Origin of the sequence: Streptomyces sp. MK37H, from assembly GCF_018035285.1 — a bacterium.
Lineage (GTDB): Bacteria > Actinomycetota > Actinomycetes > Streptomycetales > Streptomycetaceae > Streptomyces > Streptomyces endocoffeicus.
Genome location: NZ_JAAAYH010000226.1, coordinates 1 through 14,786 on the forward strand (window position 1 = coordinate 1; position 14,786 = coordinate 14,786).

The following is a 14,786-nucleotide window of genomic DNA, read 5'->3' on the forward strand; positions in this document are numbered from 1 at the left end:
GGCGTAGTGGTCCGCGGTGTAGTAGTCCTCGTCCGTCTGCTTACCGGTGACGATGCGCCGGGCGCCACGGTCGTCGGAGCCCGGGGTGATCACGGTGTACTCGTGGTAGTAGCCGGAGGACTGGGACGGAAGGACGCCTTCACGGTTCTGGAAGACGGTGCCGTCCTGCGGGAACGGGAAGGGGCCGCCCTTCTCGATCAGGTCCAGGGTGTCATGGGCCTGGGAGGGTAGATCCGAGTAGCAGATGTCACCAACGGCGGCGATGACCTGCGACGACGCAACGGTCTGCGATGCCGCCGGGGTGACGGCGGTGGCCGCGGTGGCCGCGCCGCCGATGAGCAGCGTCGAGACGAGGGCGCCGAGGGCACCGATGCGGGCGATCCGTGGGGGGATTGTCATAGACATAGCATGACGCGCGTAGACGCTGTCGTGTCAATGCCAAGTGACCGCCGTTCTCCGGGAGTTCACAAGAACTGCGCGAAGCGTCAGAGGTGGTAACGAAAGCGTAACCCTTGCCTCTGAGGCAAACTTTTTGCCTGAGAGGTCAGGGCTGGCTATACCGGAGACATGAACCCGATCCCCCACGGGCCCGCCGAGTGGCCCACGGGCGGACCGGCGGACGGTGCCCCCGGCGGACCGGCCGCCGAGCTGCCCACTGTCGCTCCCCGCCTGCGTGACCTGCGGCGACGCAGCGGTCTGACGCTCGAGGCCGCCGCCCATCGCGTCGGGCTCTCCCCCGCGCATCTGTCCCGGCTGGAGACGGGCCGCCGCCAGCCCTCGCTCCCGATGCTGCTGGCCCTGGCCCGTACCTACGGAACCACGGTATCCGACCTGCTGGGCGAGGTGCCCGCGGAGCGGGACCCGGTCGTACGCGCCGACCGCATGGAGGCGCAGGAGGCGGGCGGCTGGACCTACTGGCAGGCCGGCGGCTCCGGCCGGGCCATGCAGGCGCTGCGGCTGCACGTACCGGAGCGCTCCGCCGCCCAGGAGGACCTGGTGCGGGTCCACCCCGGCGAGGAGTGGCTCTACGTCCTGGGGGGCCGGCTGCGGCTGACGCTCGGCGAGACCGTGCACGCCCTCTCCGCGGGCGACGCGGCCCACTTCGACTCGCTCACCCCGCACCGCATCGCCGCCGCCTCGCCCGGCGGCGTGGATCTGCTCTTCGTCCACACGCTGCTGCAGAGCGGCGCGGCCGAGCTGTGCCTCGGTGACGCCGCTCGCCGAGGAAGGCCCGGTACGCCATGAAGGACGCGAACAAGATGAGTGCGACCGATGCGGCCGATGCGACCGATGCCCCGCTGAACCCCGCGACGCCGGCGCGGACCGGCCCGAACGAGGAGGACCGGGCGCCGATGACCTTCACGGTGCGGGTCTTCATCTACCTCGTGGGCGTCCACTTCATCGCCGCGTTTCTCTTCTTCCTCTTCTACGTGGCGGGCGCGAAATAAGCCTGGGCCCGAGGCCGGGCCGTCACCCCGCGTGGGTGGAGAACATCCCGCCCGTGGGCCCCTGCTTGTCGCCGCCCTGCGCCTTCTTCAGGGCGTTCGCCAGGCCCTCGATGGTGAGCGACTGGAGGATCACCCGGCCATTGCCCTCCAGCGTGGCCAGCGACAGCCCCTCACCGCCGAAGACCGCGTTCATCAGCCCCTGGCGGTTGAGCCCGCCGATGCGCTGCACGCCGTACTGGATGCCTTCCTCGAAGGCCACGATGCAGCCCGTGTCGACCTCGATCCGGCCGCCGAAATCGGCCGGGTTGAGGTCGATGAAGTTGCCCGCGCCACAGATGATCACGGTGCCGTGCCCGGTGAACTTCTCGAGGATGAACCCCTCGCCGCCGCTGCGCCCGGTCTTCCCGCCCTGGAAGGCGATGCCGAACTCCACGGTGGACTCGGCCGCCACGAAGGCGTCCTTCTCCGCGAACCAGGCCCGCGTCCCGGCCAGCTCCAGCGCCCGCATCTCACCGGGCAGCACCCCCGCGAAGCCGACGGTGCCCTCGCCACCGCCGGCGGTGAAGTACTGGAACGCCAGCGACTCCCCCGCCAGCGCCCGCTGCCCCACCTGCATGGCGGTGCCCATGGCCTGGCGCAGCATCCCGCCCATGCCACCGCCCGCACCGCTCCCGCCGTTGCCCCCGGCGGCCTGGCCGCCGCCTCCGCCGGGCCCGGACAGCCGGGTCTCCATCGTCACGTTCGACGTCTTGAACAGGAACTTTCCGGCCTCGCAGTAGACGGTCTGCCCCGGGTGGAGGGTGCAGACCGCCATCTGCATGGCGTTGCCGACGATCTCTTGCCGCAGGGTCACAGCCGCTCTCCTCGAAGGTCGCGTCAGGTGGTGCCATACCCAGACATCCGGGTCAACGTACGACCCGGACCACCCGGTTCCGTGAGCTTGGCACAATGCCGGTCATGGTCCGGCCCCGGGTCGGCCCCGGGTCGATCCCGTAGGTCGGTCCTGAAGCTCGGCCCTGAAGGGAGCCTGACGATGAACACCAGCGCCGCGACGACCGCCCGCACCATGTGGGCCCTCTACGAGCCGATCCACGCGGTCGCGTACTTCGCCCCGGAGGCCCTGGCCGCGTACGAGGACGCCGGACTCCGCGGCTTCTGGCGCGGCTACTTCGCGGGCCGTGCCGCGCCTCTCGGGCCGGTCGGGCCGGAGCCCGTCGTGGCGTCCTTCTTCACCTTCGCCCCCGCGATGGTGGCCCGCGCCCTGCCCGACGTCTGGTCCCTGGCCGCCCCCGAGCGCGCCCTGGAGCTCCGCCGCGCGGGCGCCGCGGCGGCCCTCACCCGGCTGCTCACCGGGCACGAGCGCGAGGTGGAGCGCGCCGTCGAGGCCCTGGTCCCCCGCGCGGCGGGCCTGGACGGCTCCGGCCGGGTGCTGGCCGCCGCGAACGGCGCACTGGACTTTCCCGACAAACCGGTCGAGCGGCTGTGGCATGCGGCGACCCTGCTGCGCGAGCACCGCGGCGACGGCCATGTCGCGGCCCTCGTCGCCGCCGGTCTCGACGGCTGCGAAGCCCTCGTCCTCCGTTCCGCCATGGACGTCCCCCGCACCGAACTCCAGCCCCACCGCGGCTGGACCGACCAGGAGTGGGACGCCGCCGCCCAGCGCCTGACCGACCGCGGCCTCCGCACCCCGGACGGAGCCGCGACGGAGGCCGGACGCGAACTGCTCCGCACGGCCGAGACCGCCACGGACCAAGCGGCGGAACGCCCCTGGCGCCCACTGACCCCCGAGCAGGTGGCGACCCTGGCCCGGCTCCTCACCCCCCTGACCACCGCCTGCGCCACCGCCCTGCGCTTCCCCAACCCGATCGGGGTCCCGGAGCCGACGGGGTGAGCAGCGCCTGGGGTCTCAACATAACGCCCGGCCGCCCGGCACTCCGGCCAGCGGGCACGGGCTCCCGTGGAGCCTCCCGCACCCTCCCTGGGTCCGGCGGTACCCCGCAGTGGGAAGCCCCGGGAGAGCCACGCTGCGCCCCGGTGCGTAGGCACCCAACCCGCCCTACTTCGGGCATGGCTGACCGCCGAATACGGGTATGTGCGAACGGGGCTCCGACGTGTCCCGTAAGCCGACAGAGTCAGGTGCCCAAAAGGGTTGGGCCAGGGCTGAATCGCGCGGGGGGATGCGGGGGATGATGGGCGCAAAGGGCTCCCGTGTTTACTTTCCGGCAGATTATTGCCCCACGTCATGGTCCGCTGACTAGTACGGCTGAAGGGGTTGGACTATCCGTTGTGTGCTTCGAACTCGGTCGCCAGCGTCTGTTGGGTGGCCGCCCACGACGCCAGGAGCGCCAAATTGTCAGCGGTCGGTGTGCCCGCGGGTGCGGTGTAGACGTTGAGGTGCAGGCCGGGTTCGGCGGGCAGTTCCAGGGACTCGACATCCAAGTCGAGCTGACCCACGATCGGATGGCGCACACGCTTGCGGCCGGACCGGTGCAGCCGCACGTCCTGAGATGCCCACCGCTGCCGAAACAGCTCACTGCACGTTGACAGTTCGCCGACTAGGGCGATCAGCTCCTCGTCGTGCGGATCGCGGCCGGCTTCCATGCGTAGCTTCGCGGCCACGTCACCGGCAATTTGGTCGTAGTCGACAAAGAAATCTCTGGCCGCCTCGGGGTTCAGATAGATGAACCGCGCTGTGTTCGCGGGCCGTCGCGGGTCGGCCAGCACCGGTGAATACAGCGCGCGAGCGAGTTGATTCATGGCGAGCACGTCATAACGGCCATTACCGATCCAGGCCGGCGCATCGGAGATCGCGTCGAGCACCTGCTGCAGCGTCGAGCGCACCGTCACGGCAGGCCTACGCCGGCGTGGGCCGCTGGGCGCCCTGGATTGGCGCGCGAGGTGGAACAGGTGGTCGCGCTCGGCCTCGTCGAGTTGCAAGGCAGAGGCCAACGCGTCGAGCACGCCATCGGAGGTACCGGCGAGGCTGCCGCGCTCCATGCGCACGTAGTAGTCGACCGATACCCCCGCCAGTAGCGCTACCTCCTCGCGGCGCAGACCTTTGACCCGACGGTTGCCGCCGTAAGCGGGCAGGCCCGCCTGCTCGGGTGCGATGCGGGCGCGACGCGAGCTGAGAAACTCCCGGATCTCGGTGCGTAGATCCAACGTGGCCATCCCCTCACCGTAAGCCCGTCCCGCAGTCTAAGGGGTGCCCGATGCGGTCGTCGCGATGCCGCCGTCTACCGGGATGATGGCGCCCGTGAGGTAGGACCCAGCCCGGCTGGCGAGAAACACGGCGATACCCGCCATGTCGTCGTCGCGGCCGAGCCGGCGCAGAGGGGTCGCCGCCGCGATCGTGTCGCCGATGGCATCGAGCGTGGACGCCATCATCTGCGACGGGTACACCCCCGGTGCCACCGCGTTCACCGTGACGTGCTGTGGGCCCAGCTCTCTGGCAAGCACCCTGGTGAGTTGATGGAGTGCCGCTTTGCTGCTGGCGTACGAGTAGTTGGGCGACTGGGCGACGTGGATGGCGGCGATACTGCCGATATTAATGATCCGCGCGGGATCATCGGCGGTGCCCGCCTTGCGAAGTGCGGGGAGCAGCGCCTGCACCAGCCAGAACGGCGACTTGAGGTTGAGGTCGATCACTGCGTCCCAGGCCTCGTCCGGGAACGTCGCCAGCGGCTCGCGCCACATCGCTCCCGCGTTGTTGACAAGGATGTCCAGACGTTCCGAGTCGACCGTGACAAGATCAGCGAGGCGCTGACACTCGTCGTGCCTGGACAGGTCGGCGGGGATTGCTTGAACGTCGCCGAATTCGGACAGTAGATGCTGTGCCTCCGCGCACGTGTCTGCCTTGCGTGAGCTGATGACGACGCGGGCGCCCGCCTGGAGAAGGCCGCGCGCTATCATCATCCCAATGCCCCTGGTGCCGCCAGTGACAAGGGCGTACTTCCCACTCAGATCGAAAAGTTCTGTGTGAGTGGTGAATTGGTTGTCCGCCAATGGTCTCCGTCCCTTCTGTTGTGGAGGAATGCGCCGACACGCTCGCGCATTCGGGGCAGCTGAATTGAACTGATGGGGATAAAGCTGCAGTGCGTGTCCATGGAGTGTTGTCGGCGCTTTCGACTCGACCAGGTTGACAGGCGTTTGGGACGTCTGGGAGACCCTGGTGATACAGGTACTGTGAGAACCCCCTTGCCTGGTGCGCTGACTCACCCCGGAAGGTCGGTCAGGGAGCGTCAGAGGGCCGGCGGTTTTATGCACCGTGCTGAACAGCTGGGTGAAGTCCTCGCTTCAGGGCCAGCGTTCGGGCAGGTGCAGGTGACGCGGCGGGCGGAGACCGCCAAACGGCGTACATGCGGCCGAAGGGAGGTGGCTCAGCCGCGTAATCGCACACGATAAACCCGGCGACGTCGGCGAACATCCCGGGATACTGGTCCCCCATGGATGAGGTCAAAGTCGTCGTCGCCCATTCCGAGCGGGCGACCCTGCGCGTCGGCGATGTGTTCCTGAAGGTGGACGCCGACCAGGCGCGTATCGACGTCGAGGTCGAGGCGATGGCCCTGGCACCGGTTCCCACCCCGAAGGTCCTGTGGCGCAAGCCGCCCGTGCTCACGATCGCCGCGGTCCCGGGGGCGGCGCTCGGCCGCCTCGGCGAGCCGTCGACCGCGTCCCCGGCGGCGTGGGCCGCGGCGGGTGCCGCCATCCGGAAGGTGCACGACGCACCGCTGCCGCCCTGGCCCGGCCGCGCCGGCCGGGGCCTCGACGAGTTGGCGGCGGAACTCGACGACGAGTGCGAGTGGCTCGTGACGAACGGCGTCCTGCCCGCCGATCTGGTCACTCGCAACCGTCAGGTCGCCGAGGCCGCGCTGCGGCCGTGGTCTCCGGTGTTCACGCACGGCGACCTGCAGATCGCTCACGTCTTCGTCGACGGCGACGAGGTCACGGGCATCATCGACTGGTCCGAGGCGGGCCAGGGCGATGCCCTGTACGACCTCGCCACCTTCACGCTCGGACACGAGGAGCACCTCGGCGACGTCGTCGCCGGCTATGGCACCGACGTCGACCTCGACGTGATCCGCGCGTGGTGGTCGTTGCGTAGCCTGCTGGGGGTTCGCTGGCTGCTCGAGCACGGCTTCGACCCGTCCGCGCCGGGCTGTGAGGTCGACGTCCTGAGATCCCGGCTGTGAGGTCGACGTACTGAAGTCCCGGCTGTGAGGCTGCGCGAGCCCGACTGCCACGTATGCGTGGTGTCGACGCATCGAGCAGGCCATCCCCTGGGGCGCATCGCCTGCCCTTGCTCTCAACGAAGTGCGGTGCGCAGTCGTCGCCAGCAGATGACGGCGCAGCCCGAGGGTGACGAACGCGTGGTGGATGTCGTCGCGGATCTCCCAGCGGATGCGCAGGCGGCGGAACCAGTGCGGCAGCGCGATCGCTCCTTCCAGGACCCAGCGGTACACGCCCAGGCCGGAGCCGTGCCCGGTGCCGCGCCGTGCGAGGTGCGGGGCGATCCGGAACCGGCGGACCTTGTCCCGGTAGGCCTCGTGGTCATAGCCGCGGTCGGCGTACAGGTGCCTGGGGCGGCGCAGTGGCTGGCCGCGCTTGCCGCGGATCGGTGGGACGGCCTGGATCAGCGGGATCAGTTGGGTGACGTCGTTGCGGTTGCCGCCGGTGGTGATTGCCGCGAGCGGGGTGCCGTGCGCCTCGACGATCAGGTGGTGCTTGCTCCCGGCCTTGCCCCGGTCCACCGGGGACGGACCGGTGGCCGGCCCGCCCTTCATCGCGCGGATGTGGCTGGAGTCGACCGCGGCGCGGGAGAAGTCCAGCAGGTCTGCGGCCCGCAGCTCGGAGAGCAGCAGCTCGTGCAGGCGCTGCCAGACCCCGGCCTCGTTCCAGTCCCGCAGCCTCCCCGCCGACCTCAGCCCCCTCAACGCGCTCCCCTCACTCAGCACGGTGTTCTTCGGCATGTGCGAAGGCCCGGTGCCCGGTCCGCTGGACCTGTCCTCGCCGGCGGGCCGCCCGGAGCGGCCCCGCCTCACCGTCGAGGTGGGGACGGGGCAGGTCGTCACGGGTACGCGCGGGCTCGGTCCCGGCATCCGCGTCCGGTACCTGTAGGCGGCGAGCCTGAGGGCTTGAACCTCTCGTAGCGGCCGGTTCTAGCGTGGGCGGCGTGATCGGGAAGGACGCCACCGGACGCCGGTGGAGCATCGGTGAGCTGGCGCGGGCGAGCGGGGTGACCGTGCGGGCGCTGCGGCACTACGACGAGGTGGGGCTGGTCCGGGCCAGTGGGCGGACCGGGGCCGGGCACCGTCGGTATACGGCGGAGGATCTGCGGCGGCTGTACCGGGTGCGGGCGTTGCGCGGGTTGGGGCTGTCCCTGGAGGAGATCGGCGACGCGCTCGCGGCCTCGGCGGACGGTCCGGAGGCGCTGCGCGCGTCGCTCGCCGGGCAGCTGGACCGGCTCACCGCGCAGGCCGAGCGGATCCAGCAGCTCAGTGAACGGATCCGCGGGATGCTCTGGCAGCTCGACGGGGCGTCGGTGCCCGATCCGGACCAGTTCATGACGGCCTTGGAGATGATGTCGATGCTGGACGGCTATTTCACCCAGGAACAACGCGACGAGCTCGCCCGGCGCAGGAGCGAGCTGGGGCCCGAGGCGATCGAGGCGGCCAAGCGCGAGTGGGCCGGGCTCGTGGAGGCGTTGCTTGGGCATATGGAGGCCGGGACTCCGGTGGACGACCCGGAGGTGCGGGGGCTCGTGGGGCGCTGGGACGCGGTGGGCGAGCCCTTCCACGGCGGCGGAGAGCGGGCCCGCGCGGAGAGCAAGGCGGCGGCCCGGCGCATGTGGCAGGACCACCCCGACGAGCTCAGCGGCCGGCTGCCCTGGCCCGGCGAGCGGATGGCCGGGTTGGTGGGTTATGTGGAGCGGGTGCGGGAGGCCCGTCCGGGAGGGAGCTGAGCGGTCCGCAGGCAGTGCCCCGACCTGCCGTCGATCGTCTGCGACGCCGTCGTGGCTGGTCCCACGCGGCGGAGCCGCATATCGACACAGCCGCGGCGGAGCCGCCCATCGACACAGCCCCGCGCCCCTTCGGGGCGCGTCCGAACCGCGGCCGACTTCCGCCGATCCGCTTAGTCGGTCAGCTCCGCGTGGCGTGCGGTGAGGTGCCTCGCGCCGGGCTCGGTCAGCGAGCCGTGCAGCCGTAGCCGGGCCACGCCGCCGTCCGGGTAGATGTCGATCCGTACGTGGGTCACCGGCGGGGCCGCGTCCAGGAGGAAGCGGTGGACCGTATCGGGCTGGAGGCGGGTGCGGGGCAGGAGTTCGGTCCAGGCCGGGGCCGTGGGGTCGGCCGGGTCCGCGCCGGTTGTCGCGTCGAGGCCGTACAGCGCCGCCCAGCCCGGTGCGTTGCCCTTGTAGCAGCCGGTGTCGATCTCCACGGCGCGGATGATCCCCTGGGCGGCGAGGCGGTAGCGGACCCAGTCGTGGCCGGTGTCCCGGCGGCGGCGGGTCTCCCAGCCCTCGTCCATCCGGCGGGAGCGGCCCGGCCCGATGGAGTTGGCGGGCGGGGAGTAGAAGCGGTCGGAGGCGTCCTCGGCCGCGCCGCCGTGCTCCAGCGCCACCAGGTCGAAGGTGGTGAGCGCGGTGAGCCAGGCCGGGTCGGGGGCGACCTCGCCGTGGACGCGGAGGCGGGCGATGCCGCCGTCGGGGTGCTGCTTGAGGCGGAGGTGGGTGAAGCGGCGGCGTACGGAGACGAGGAAGCCGTTGGCCGCGTGGCCGCCGATCGGCGTACGGGGGACGAGCTCGGTCCATACGACGCCGTCGGCGAGGAGTTCCTCGGGGGACGGGGTGCCGTCCACCGCCGTGGCCTCGACGCCCACCGCCCGCGGGTAGTTGCCGCGGAAGTGGGCGGTGTCGACGACGATGCCGTGGACGACCCCGGGCGCGCCGAGGCGGATCAGGGCCCAGTCGTGGTCGTCCTCGGCCGGATGCGGGGTGTCGGCCGAGGCCCCGCGCCGCCGCCGGGTCTCCCAGCCGTCCATGACCTTGCCCTTGTGGCCGAAGGACTCGGGGTCGAAGCGCGGCGCTTCGGGCTTCAGCAGATTCTCGCGCTCGGCGAAGAACTCGTCGTTGGCCGCGATCACGCTTCCGCCGAGCCGCCGGTCGGCCAGGTCCACGAGGTGGGTGAAGGGGAGGTCGGCGGTCCGGTAGTCGGCGTACGGATCGCCACCGCCGTACGGGGCGGCGTCGCCGGTGAAGCGGGGGATCGGCGCGGTCATGTGCGGGGCTGCCTTTCCATCGGCGCGGTCATGGGCCGGGCTGCCTCTCCATCGGCGCGGTCATGGGCGGGGCTGCCTCTCCAGGAGTCGGCCGGTGGGTTCGGTCGGCGTGCCATGGTCGGCGATCTTCCGGCCGCGCAGCCATGTGGACCGTACGACGCCGTACAGCGTTCTGCCCGCGTAGGCGGTGACCTGGTTGCGGTGGTGGAGGGCGGCGGGGTCGACGGTGAAGGTCTCGTCGGGGGCGAGGACCGCGAAGTCGGCGTCGCGCCCGGCCTCGATGGCGCCCTTACGGTCGAGACCGACGAGCGCGGCGGGGCCGGTGGACATCCAGCGGGCCACGTCATGGAGGGTGTGGCCGCGTCGCCGGGCCGCCGTCCAGACGGCGGGGAGCCCGAGCTGGAGCGAGGAGATGCCGCCCCAGGCCCGCCCGAAGTCGCCGACCTTGAGGTCGGCCGTACAGGGCGAGTGGTCGGAGACGACGCAGTCGATCTCCCCGGCCGCCAGGCCCGCCCACAGCGCGTCCTGGTTGGCGGCCTCCCTGATGGGCGGACAGCATTTGAACTCCGTGGCGCCGTCGGGGACTTCCTCGGCGGTGAGGGTCAGGAAGTGCGGGCAGGTCTCCACGGTGATCCGGACGCCCTTACGGCGGGCATCGGCGATCAGCGGCAGCGCGTCGGCGGACGAGAGGTGCAGGACGTGGACGCGGGCGTCCAGCTCGCGGGCGAGGGCGATGAGGCCCGCGATGGCCTCGTTCTCGGCGGCGCGCGGGCGGGAGGCGAGGAAGTCGGCGTAGCGCGGACCGGTGGGCGGCGGGGCGCCGTCGATGAGGCGGGCGTCCTCGGCGTGGACGATGAGCAGTCCGCCGAAGCCCGCGATCTCGCGGAGGGCGGTCCGGAGCTGGTCGGGGGCGAGTGGCGGGAATTCGTCCACGCCGGAGGGGAGCAGGAACGCCTTGAAGCCGAGGACGCCCGCGTCGTGCAGCGGCCGTAGCTCCGGGGCGTTCCCGGGCACGGCCCCGCCCCAGAATCCGATGTCGACATGGGCCGACCGGCGGGCGACGGCTCGTTTGACCTCCAGGGCCGGGGCGGTGGTGGTCGGCGGGACGCTGTTGAGCGGCATGTCGACGAGGGTGGTGACGCCGCCGGCCGCGGCGGCGCGAGTGGCGGAGCCGAACCCCTCCCATGCGGTGCGGCCGGGGTCGTTGACATGGACGTGGGTGTCGACGAGACCGGGGAGCAGGACGTCGTCGCCGAGGTCCTCGACCCTCGCTCCTTCCGGGGCCGTGGTTCCGTACGGCTCGACGGCGACGATGCGGCCGTCGGCGATGGAAACGGTGGCCGCGCGCATGCCGTCCGGGGTGATCACCTTGGTCGAGCGCAGCACCAGCCCCACGTCGGACACCGACACCCTCCTCGTCCTCTATCTCGAGTTTTCCATAAATCGGAATCAACTTTTCGTTGAATTTTTCACTCCGTCGTCGGCCCGGTCAAGACCCCGCCCGGCGTGACCTGCGAGGGAATCGGCACATCGGTCAGTTCACCGCGGGTGCGGACCTTCGCGCACCTCAGGGCATAGATCCCCGCTCCGATGGCCATCCCGAAGACCCAGGAGAACGGGGCCACGTCCTCGAACCCCTTGACCAGGGCGAGCACCGCCGAGACCGCGGCGGAGGGCACGAAGGCGATGATCGCCTCCGGGTTGAAGCCCTTGCGGTAGTAGTACACCCCCGCCTTGTCGGCGCTGAAGAGCGCGTCGACTTCGATGTGTCCGCGCCGCACCAGGTAGTAGTCCACGAGTATGACGGCCACCAGCGGGCCGAGAAAGGCGCCGAGGGCGCCCAGGAAGTACTGGATCACGACCGGGCTCGAGTAGAGCTTCCACGGCATGACCACGATCGCGAGCACCGCCGTGATCATGCCGCCGCGCCGGAAGTCGAGGTACTTCGGCACGAGGTTGGCGAAGTCGTACGCGGGCGATACGAAGTTCGCCACGACGTTGATGCCGACGGTGGCGACCATGAAGGACACCGCGCCGATCACCGTGACCACCGGGTTGTCGATCCGCGCGATGACCTCGACCGGGTCGGAGATCGCCTCGCCGAAGACCGAGATCGTGCCGGCCGTCATCAGCACGGAGACGACGGCGAAGGCGGTGAAGTTCACCGGCAGTCCGAGCAGATTGCCGCGCCGGTAGGCCTGGTGGTCCGGGGTGAAGCGGGCGAAGTCGGCGTAGTTGAGCACAAGGGTGAGGAAGGTGGCGACGGTCAGGCTGACCGCGATCAGGCTCTGGTGGAGCTGCTCGCCTCCGCTCAGCCCGGTCAGGCTGTCGGTGAGCGAGATGTCGCCGCCCGCCTTGACGATCAGCCAGCCGGCGAGGGCGAGCATGACCAGCCAGACCACCGGGCCGGTGGCGAGGTCCTGCACCTTGCGGATGAACTCCATGCCCCGGGTGAGCAGCACCGCCTGCAGCAGCCACATCACCAGGAAGGCGATCCAGCCGAGGGTGGACAGGCCGAGGACGGAGTTGCGGTCGTATTCGGCGAGCGAGGGCGCCAGCTGGACGCCGAGGAGGACCAGGGCCTCGGATGCCAGCCAGGTCTGGATTCCGTACCAGGCGACCGCCATCACCGCCCGCAGCAGGGCGGGGATATTGGCCCCGTACACGCCCCAGCTGGCCCGCGCCAGCACGGGGAAGGGCACTCCGGTGCGGTGGCCGGCGTGGCCCATCCGGTTCATGAACCAGTAGAGGATGGTGACGCCGGCCAGCAGCGACAGGAAGACCTCCCAGGTGGGCAGTCCGAGCACGAACAGACTCGCCGCGAAGGCGTAGTTGCTGATCGCATGGGTGTCGGACATCCACATCGCGAAGATGCTGTACGTCCCCCACTTGCGCTCCACGGCGGGCGCGAGGTCGTCGTTGTACAGACGGGGATCCGGCTTGGCGGGTGATGCCATGGCGCCCTCCACAGGATTCGCACGGAAAATCTTTTCCGCATGACGGTGCCGTGCAGGTGTTGCCGTCCGATTACACCGACGTTGCCCGTGTATTCGCCCGTGGGATCCGGTGGGATCCCGTGGGATCAGGACGGACGGGCGCTGACCGGCCAGCCGCCGATGGCCTTCGGACGGGGCCGGGCGAAGGCGCGCACTTTGCTGGTGGAGAGACCGAGCCCGACCACCGACTCGGCGAACCGCACCGCGGCGGCGACGCCGTCCACGACGGGGACCCCGCCCAGCGCGGCCGAGACCCGGTCCTGCAGCCCGGCCATGCCGCCGCACCCCAGGCAGATCACCTCGGCGCCGTCCCGCTCCACCACCTCGCGCGCGATCCGCACGATGGCCTCCACGGTCCGCTCCGGGTCCGCCTCCAGCTCCAGGACGCCGAGGCCGGTGCCGCGCACCGCCGCGCAGCGCTGCGACAACCCGGCGGTGAGCAGCCGATCCCTGATCTGCGGTACGGCTCGGTCGAGAGTGGTGACGACCCCATAGGCGTGGCCGAGCATCATGGCCATCTGGGCGGCTGATTCGGTGATGTCGAGGACCGGTACGTCGAGGAGCTCCTGCGCCCCCTCGCGGCCCGGCTCGCCGAAGCCGGCCATCACCAGGGCATCGAAGGGCTCGTCGTAGGTGGCCAGTCGGTCCAGTACGGCGGCGGCGCTCAGATACCCCTCGAAGTGACCCTCGATCGACTCGGGCCCCCACAGCGGCTCGGTGGCCACGATCTCGGTGCCGGGGCTCGCGCTCGCCTCCGCGATGGCCCGGATCGAGGCCGTCATGGAGGCGGTGGTGTTGGGGTTCAGCACGAGGATGCGCATGGGACTCCCGGAGCGGTTCCGTACAGCGATTCCGTACAGCGATTCCGTAAAATGAAAGTTAGTTTTCGAGGCGCAGAACCTAATCAGCCCCTCGCCACCGGCGTCAAGGGAGCCCCGCATTCCGGAAGCGGCCGGTCACGGCCGGTCCGCATACCGGCCGTGACCGGCACCGACTGCATTTCGAAGCCCCCTGTGGGCGCCGCCACGGACCGGTAGGCTGCCCGTGGCCGGTCGGCAGCGGATCGTCACCGCGTGCGGGCCGGTGCCGACCGCTGTGAAAGGAACACCGACGTGTCGTCCGCCGAGCCCAAGACCGCCGCCACCACCGCCGGATCCGGTGGCGTCCAGTCCCTGGAGCGCGCCTTCGATCTGCTGGAGCGGATGGCCGACGCCGGAGGCGAGGTCGGACTGAGCGAGCTCTCCACCAGCAGCGGGCTGCCGCTGCCCACCATCCACCGCTTGATGCGCACGCTGGTGGCCTGCGGCTACGTCCGCCAGCAGCCCAACCGCCGCTACGCCCTCGGGCCCCGACTGATCCGGCTCGGCGAGAGCTCGTCCCGGCTGCTGGGCACCTGGGCGCGGCCGTATCTGGCGCGGCTGGTGGAGGAGACCGGCGAGACCGCGAACATGGCGCTGCTGGACGGCGATGAGGTGGTGTACGTCGCGCAGGTGCCCTCGCGCCACTCGATGCGGATGTTCACCGAGGTCGGGCGGCGGGTGCTGCCCCACACCACGGGCGTCGGCAAGGCGCTGCTGGCGGGCACGCCCCCCGAGGAGGTGCGCGCCCTCCTGGCCCGCACCGGCATGCCCTCGGCCACCGAGAAGACGATCACCTCGCCGGACGAGTTCCTCGAGGCGCTGCGGCAGGTCCACGAGCACGGCTACGCGGTGGACGACAACGAGCAGGAGATGGGCGTGCGCTGCCTCGCCGTCTCGGTGCCCGACTCCCCCGCCCCGGCGGCCATCTCCATCTCGGGCCCGGCGGGCCGGGTGACGGACGAGGCCACGGAACGGATCGTGCCGATCCTCAAGGAGGTCGCGGCGGAGCTGTCGGGAGCGCTGGCCAGCACGGGGTCCGCCTGACGGCGGAGGGGACGACGACAGCCCGCCACCACGGCGTCCGGCCCGACGGCCCAGGGAGCGACGACAGCCCGCCACCACGGCGTCCGACCCGACGCCCCAGGGAGCGACGACAGCCCGCCACCACGGCGTCCGGCCCGACGGCCTAGCGCCGGGCCGCCTGA

General features: G+C 71.0%; 15 protein-coding genes and 1 pseudogene. 7 read left to right on the forward strand and 9 right to left on the reverse strand.

Features of this window, described 5'->3' with window-relative positions:
• Positions 1 to 399, reverse strand: a 399-nt coding sequence (locus GWI24_RS27320) for a ribonuclease (protein WP_210948562.1), incomplete at its 3' end; no start/stop codon positions are given.
• 168 nt (positions 400 to 567) lie between these two features.
• Between GWI24_RS27320 and GWI24_RS27325 the strand changes: the two genes are divergently transcribed.
• Positions 568 to 1,245: a helix-turn-helix domain-containing protein gene (locus GWI24_RS27325; protein ID WP_247616960.1), complete on the forward strand. Its 678-nt coding sequence runs from the start codon at positions 568 to 570 to the stop codon at positions 1,243 to 1,245.
• On the forward strand, positions 1,242 to 1,448 hold the full coding sequence (locus GWI24_RS27330; protein WP_210948563.1) for a DUF6126 family protein: 207 nt from the start codon (positions 1,242 to 1,244) through the stop codon (positions 1,446 to 1,448). Before GWI24_RS27325 ends, GWI24_RS27330 begins: the two co-directional genes overlap by 4 nt.
• Before the next feature lie 22 nt (positions 1,449 to 1,470).
• On the opposite strand, the gene GWI24_RS27335 is transcribed toward GWI24_RS27330, so the two are convergent.
• The gene (locus GWI24_RS27335; RefSeq protein ID WP_210948564.1) at positions 1,471 to 2,301 is read right to left on the reverse strand and encodes an AIM24 family protein; all 831 of its coding nucleotides are present in this window, start codon (positions 2,299 to 2,301) and stop codon (positions 1,471 to 1,473) included.
• A 180-nt stretch (positions 2,302 to 2,481) separates the two neighbouring features.
• Here GWI24_RS27335 and GWI24_RS27340 point away from each other — a divergent pair, with 180 nt between their 5' ends.
• Positions 2,482 to 3,339: a hypothetical protein gene (locus tag GWI24_RS27340; protein WP_210948565.1), complete on the forward strand. Its 858-nt coding sequence runs from the start codon at positions 2,482 to 2,484 to the stop codon at positions 3,337 to 3,339.
• A gap of 386 nt (positions 3,340 to 3,725) precedes the next feature.
• On the opposite strand, the gene GWI24_RS27345 is transcribed toward GWI24_RS27340, so the two are convergent.
• Both GWI24_RS27345 and GWI24_RS27350 read right to left on the reverse strand, forming a co-directional pair.
• The gene (locus tag GWI24_RS27345; RefSeq protein WP_210948566.1) at positions 3,726 to 4,619 is read right to left on the reverse strand and encodes a helix-turn-helix transcriptional regulator; all 894 of its coding nucleotides are present in this window, start codon (positions 4,617 to 4,619) and stop codon (positions 3,726 to 3,728) included.
• 27 nt (positions 4,620 to 4,646) lie between these two features.
• Entirely contained in the window at positions 4,647 to 5,453 is an 807-nt protein-coding gene (locus GWI24_RS27350; protein WP_210948567.1) for an SDR family oxidoreductase, read from the reverse strand.
• Positions 5,454 to 5,893: 440 nt separating this feature from the next.
• Here GWI24_RS27350 and GWI24_RS27355 point away from each other — a divergent pair, with 440 nt between their 5' ends.
• Positions 5,894 to 6,640 (forward strand): phosphotransferase family protein, encoded by a 747-nt coding sequence (locus tag GWI24_RS27355; protein ID WP_210948568.1) that lies wholly within the window; start codon positions 5,894 to 5,896, stop codon positions 6,638 to 6,640.
• A 6-nt stretch (positions 6,641 to 6,646) separates the two neighbouring features.
• Here the strand turns inward: GWI24_RS27355 and GWI24_RS27360 are convergent.
• Positions 6,647 to 7,318, reverse strand: a pseudogene (locus GWI24_RS27360) (transposase); the annotation flags it as partial.
• Here GWI24_RS27360 and GWI24_RS46955 point away from each other — a divergent pair.
• A complete protein-coding gene (locus GWI24_RS46955) occupies positions 7,212 to 7,565 on the forward strand; it encodes a hypothetical protein (protein WP_374103346.1) in 354 nt (117 codons plus the stop codon). The pseudogene GWI24_RS27360 and the gene GWI24_RS46955 sit on opposite strands and share 107 nt — an antisense overlap.
• A gap of 55 nt (positions 7,566 to 7,620) precedes the next feature.
• Positions 7,621 to 8,409, forward strand: coding sequence for a MerR family transcriptional regulator (locus GWI24_RS27365; RefSeq protein WP_374103347.1), 789 nt, complete (start codon positions 7,621 to 7,623; stop codon positions 8,407 to 8,409).
• Between the two features lie 170 nt (positions 8,410 to 8,579).
• Here GWI24_RS27365 and alc read toward each other — a convergent pair whose 3' ends face one another.
• From alc to GWI24_RS27385, 4 genes are all read right to left on the reverse strand, one after another.
• On the reverse strand, positions 8,580 to 9,725 hold the full coding sequence (alc, locus tag GWI24_RS27370; protein ID WP_210948570.1) for an allantoicase: 1,146 nt from the start codon (positions 9,723 to 9,725) through the stop codon (positions 8,580 to 8,582).
• Between the two features lie 60 nt (positions 9,726 to 9,785).
• Positions 9,786 to 11,129 carry an allantoinase AllB gene (gene allB, locus GWI24_RS27375; RefSeq protein WP_210948571.1) on the reverse strand — a complete coding sequence of 448 codons (1,344 nt, stop codon included), beginning with the start codon at positions 11,127 to 11,129 and terminating at the stop codon, positions 9,786 to 9,788.
• A 65-nt stretch (positions 11,130 to 11,194) separates the two neighbouring features.
• Complete coding sequence (locus GWI24_RS27380; RefSeq protein WP_210948572.1) at positions 11,195 to 12,682, reverse strand: NCS1 family nucleobase:cation symporter-1; 1,488 nt, start codon at positions 12,680 to 12,682, stop codon at positions 11,195 to 11,197.
• Between the two features lie 125 nt (positions 12,683 to 12,807).
• Positions 12,808 to 13,542, reverse strand: coding sequence for an aspartate/glutamate racemase family protein (locus GWI24_RS27385; protein ID WP_210948573.1), 735 nt, complete (start codon positions 13,540 to 13,542; stop codon positions 12,808 to 12,810).
• A gap of 291 nt (positions 13,543 to 13,833) precedes the next feature.
• On the opposite strand from GWI24_RS27385, the gene GWI24_RS27390 reads away from it, so the two are divergent.
• Entirely contained in the window at positions 13,834 to 14,625 is a 792-nt protein-coding gene (locus GWI24_RS27390; RefSeq protein WP_210948574.1) for an IclR family transcriptional regulator, read from the forward strand.
• Positions 14,626 to 14,786 lie beyond the last annotated feature (161 nt).

Coding starts and splice junctions, on each gene's coding strand:
- GWI24_RS27325 (WP_247616960.1), top strand. CDS start 568: ATGAACCCGATCCCCCACGGGCCCGCCGAGTGGCCCACGGGCGGACCG.
- GWI24_RS27330 (WP_210948563.1), top strand. CDS start 1,242: ATGAAGGACGCGAACAAGATGAGTGCGACCGATGCGGCCGATGCGACC.
- GWI24_RS27340 (WP_210948565.1), top strand. CDS start 2,482: ATGAACACCAGCGCCGCGACGACCGCCCGCACCATGTGGGCCCTCTAC.
- GWI24_RS27345 (WP_210948566.1), bottom strand. CDS start 4,619: ATGGCCACGTTGGATCTACGCACCGAGATCCGGGAGTTTCTCAGCTCG.
- GWI24_RS27355 (WP_210948568.1), top strand. CDS start 5,894: ATGGATGAGGTCAAAGTCGTCGTCGCCCATTCCGAGCGGGCGACCCTG.
- alc (WP_210948570.1), bottom strand. CDS start 9,725: ATGACCGCGCCGATCCCCCGCTTCACCGGCGACGCCGCCCCGTACGGC.
- GWI24_RS27380 (WP_210948572.1), bottom strand. CDS start 12,682: ATGGCATCACCCGCCAAGCCGGATCCCCGTCTGTACAACGACGACCTC.
- GWI24_RS27385 (WP_210948573.1), bottom strand. CDS start 13,542: ATGCGCATCCTCGTGCTGAACCCCAACACCACCGCCTCCATGACGGCC.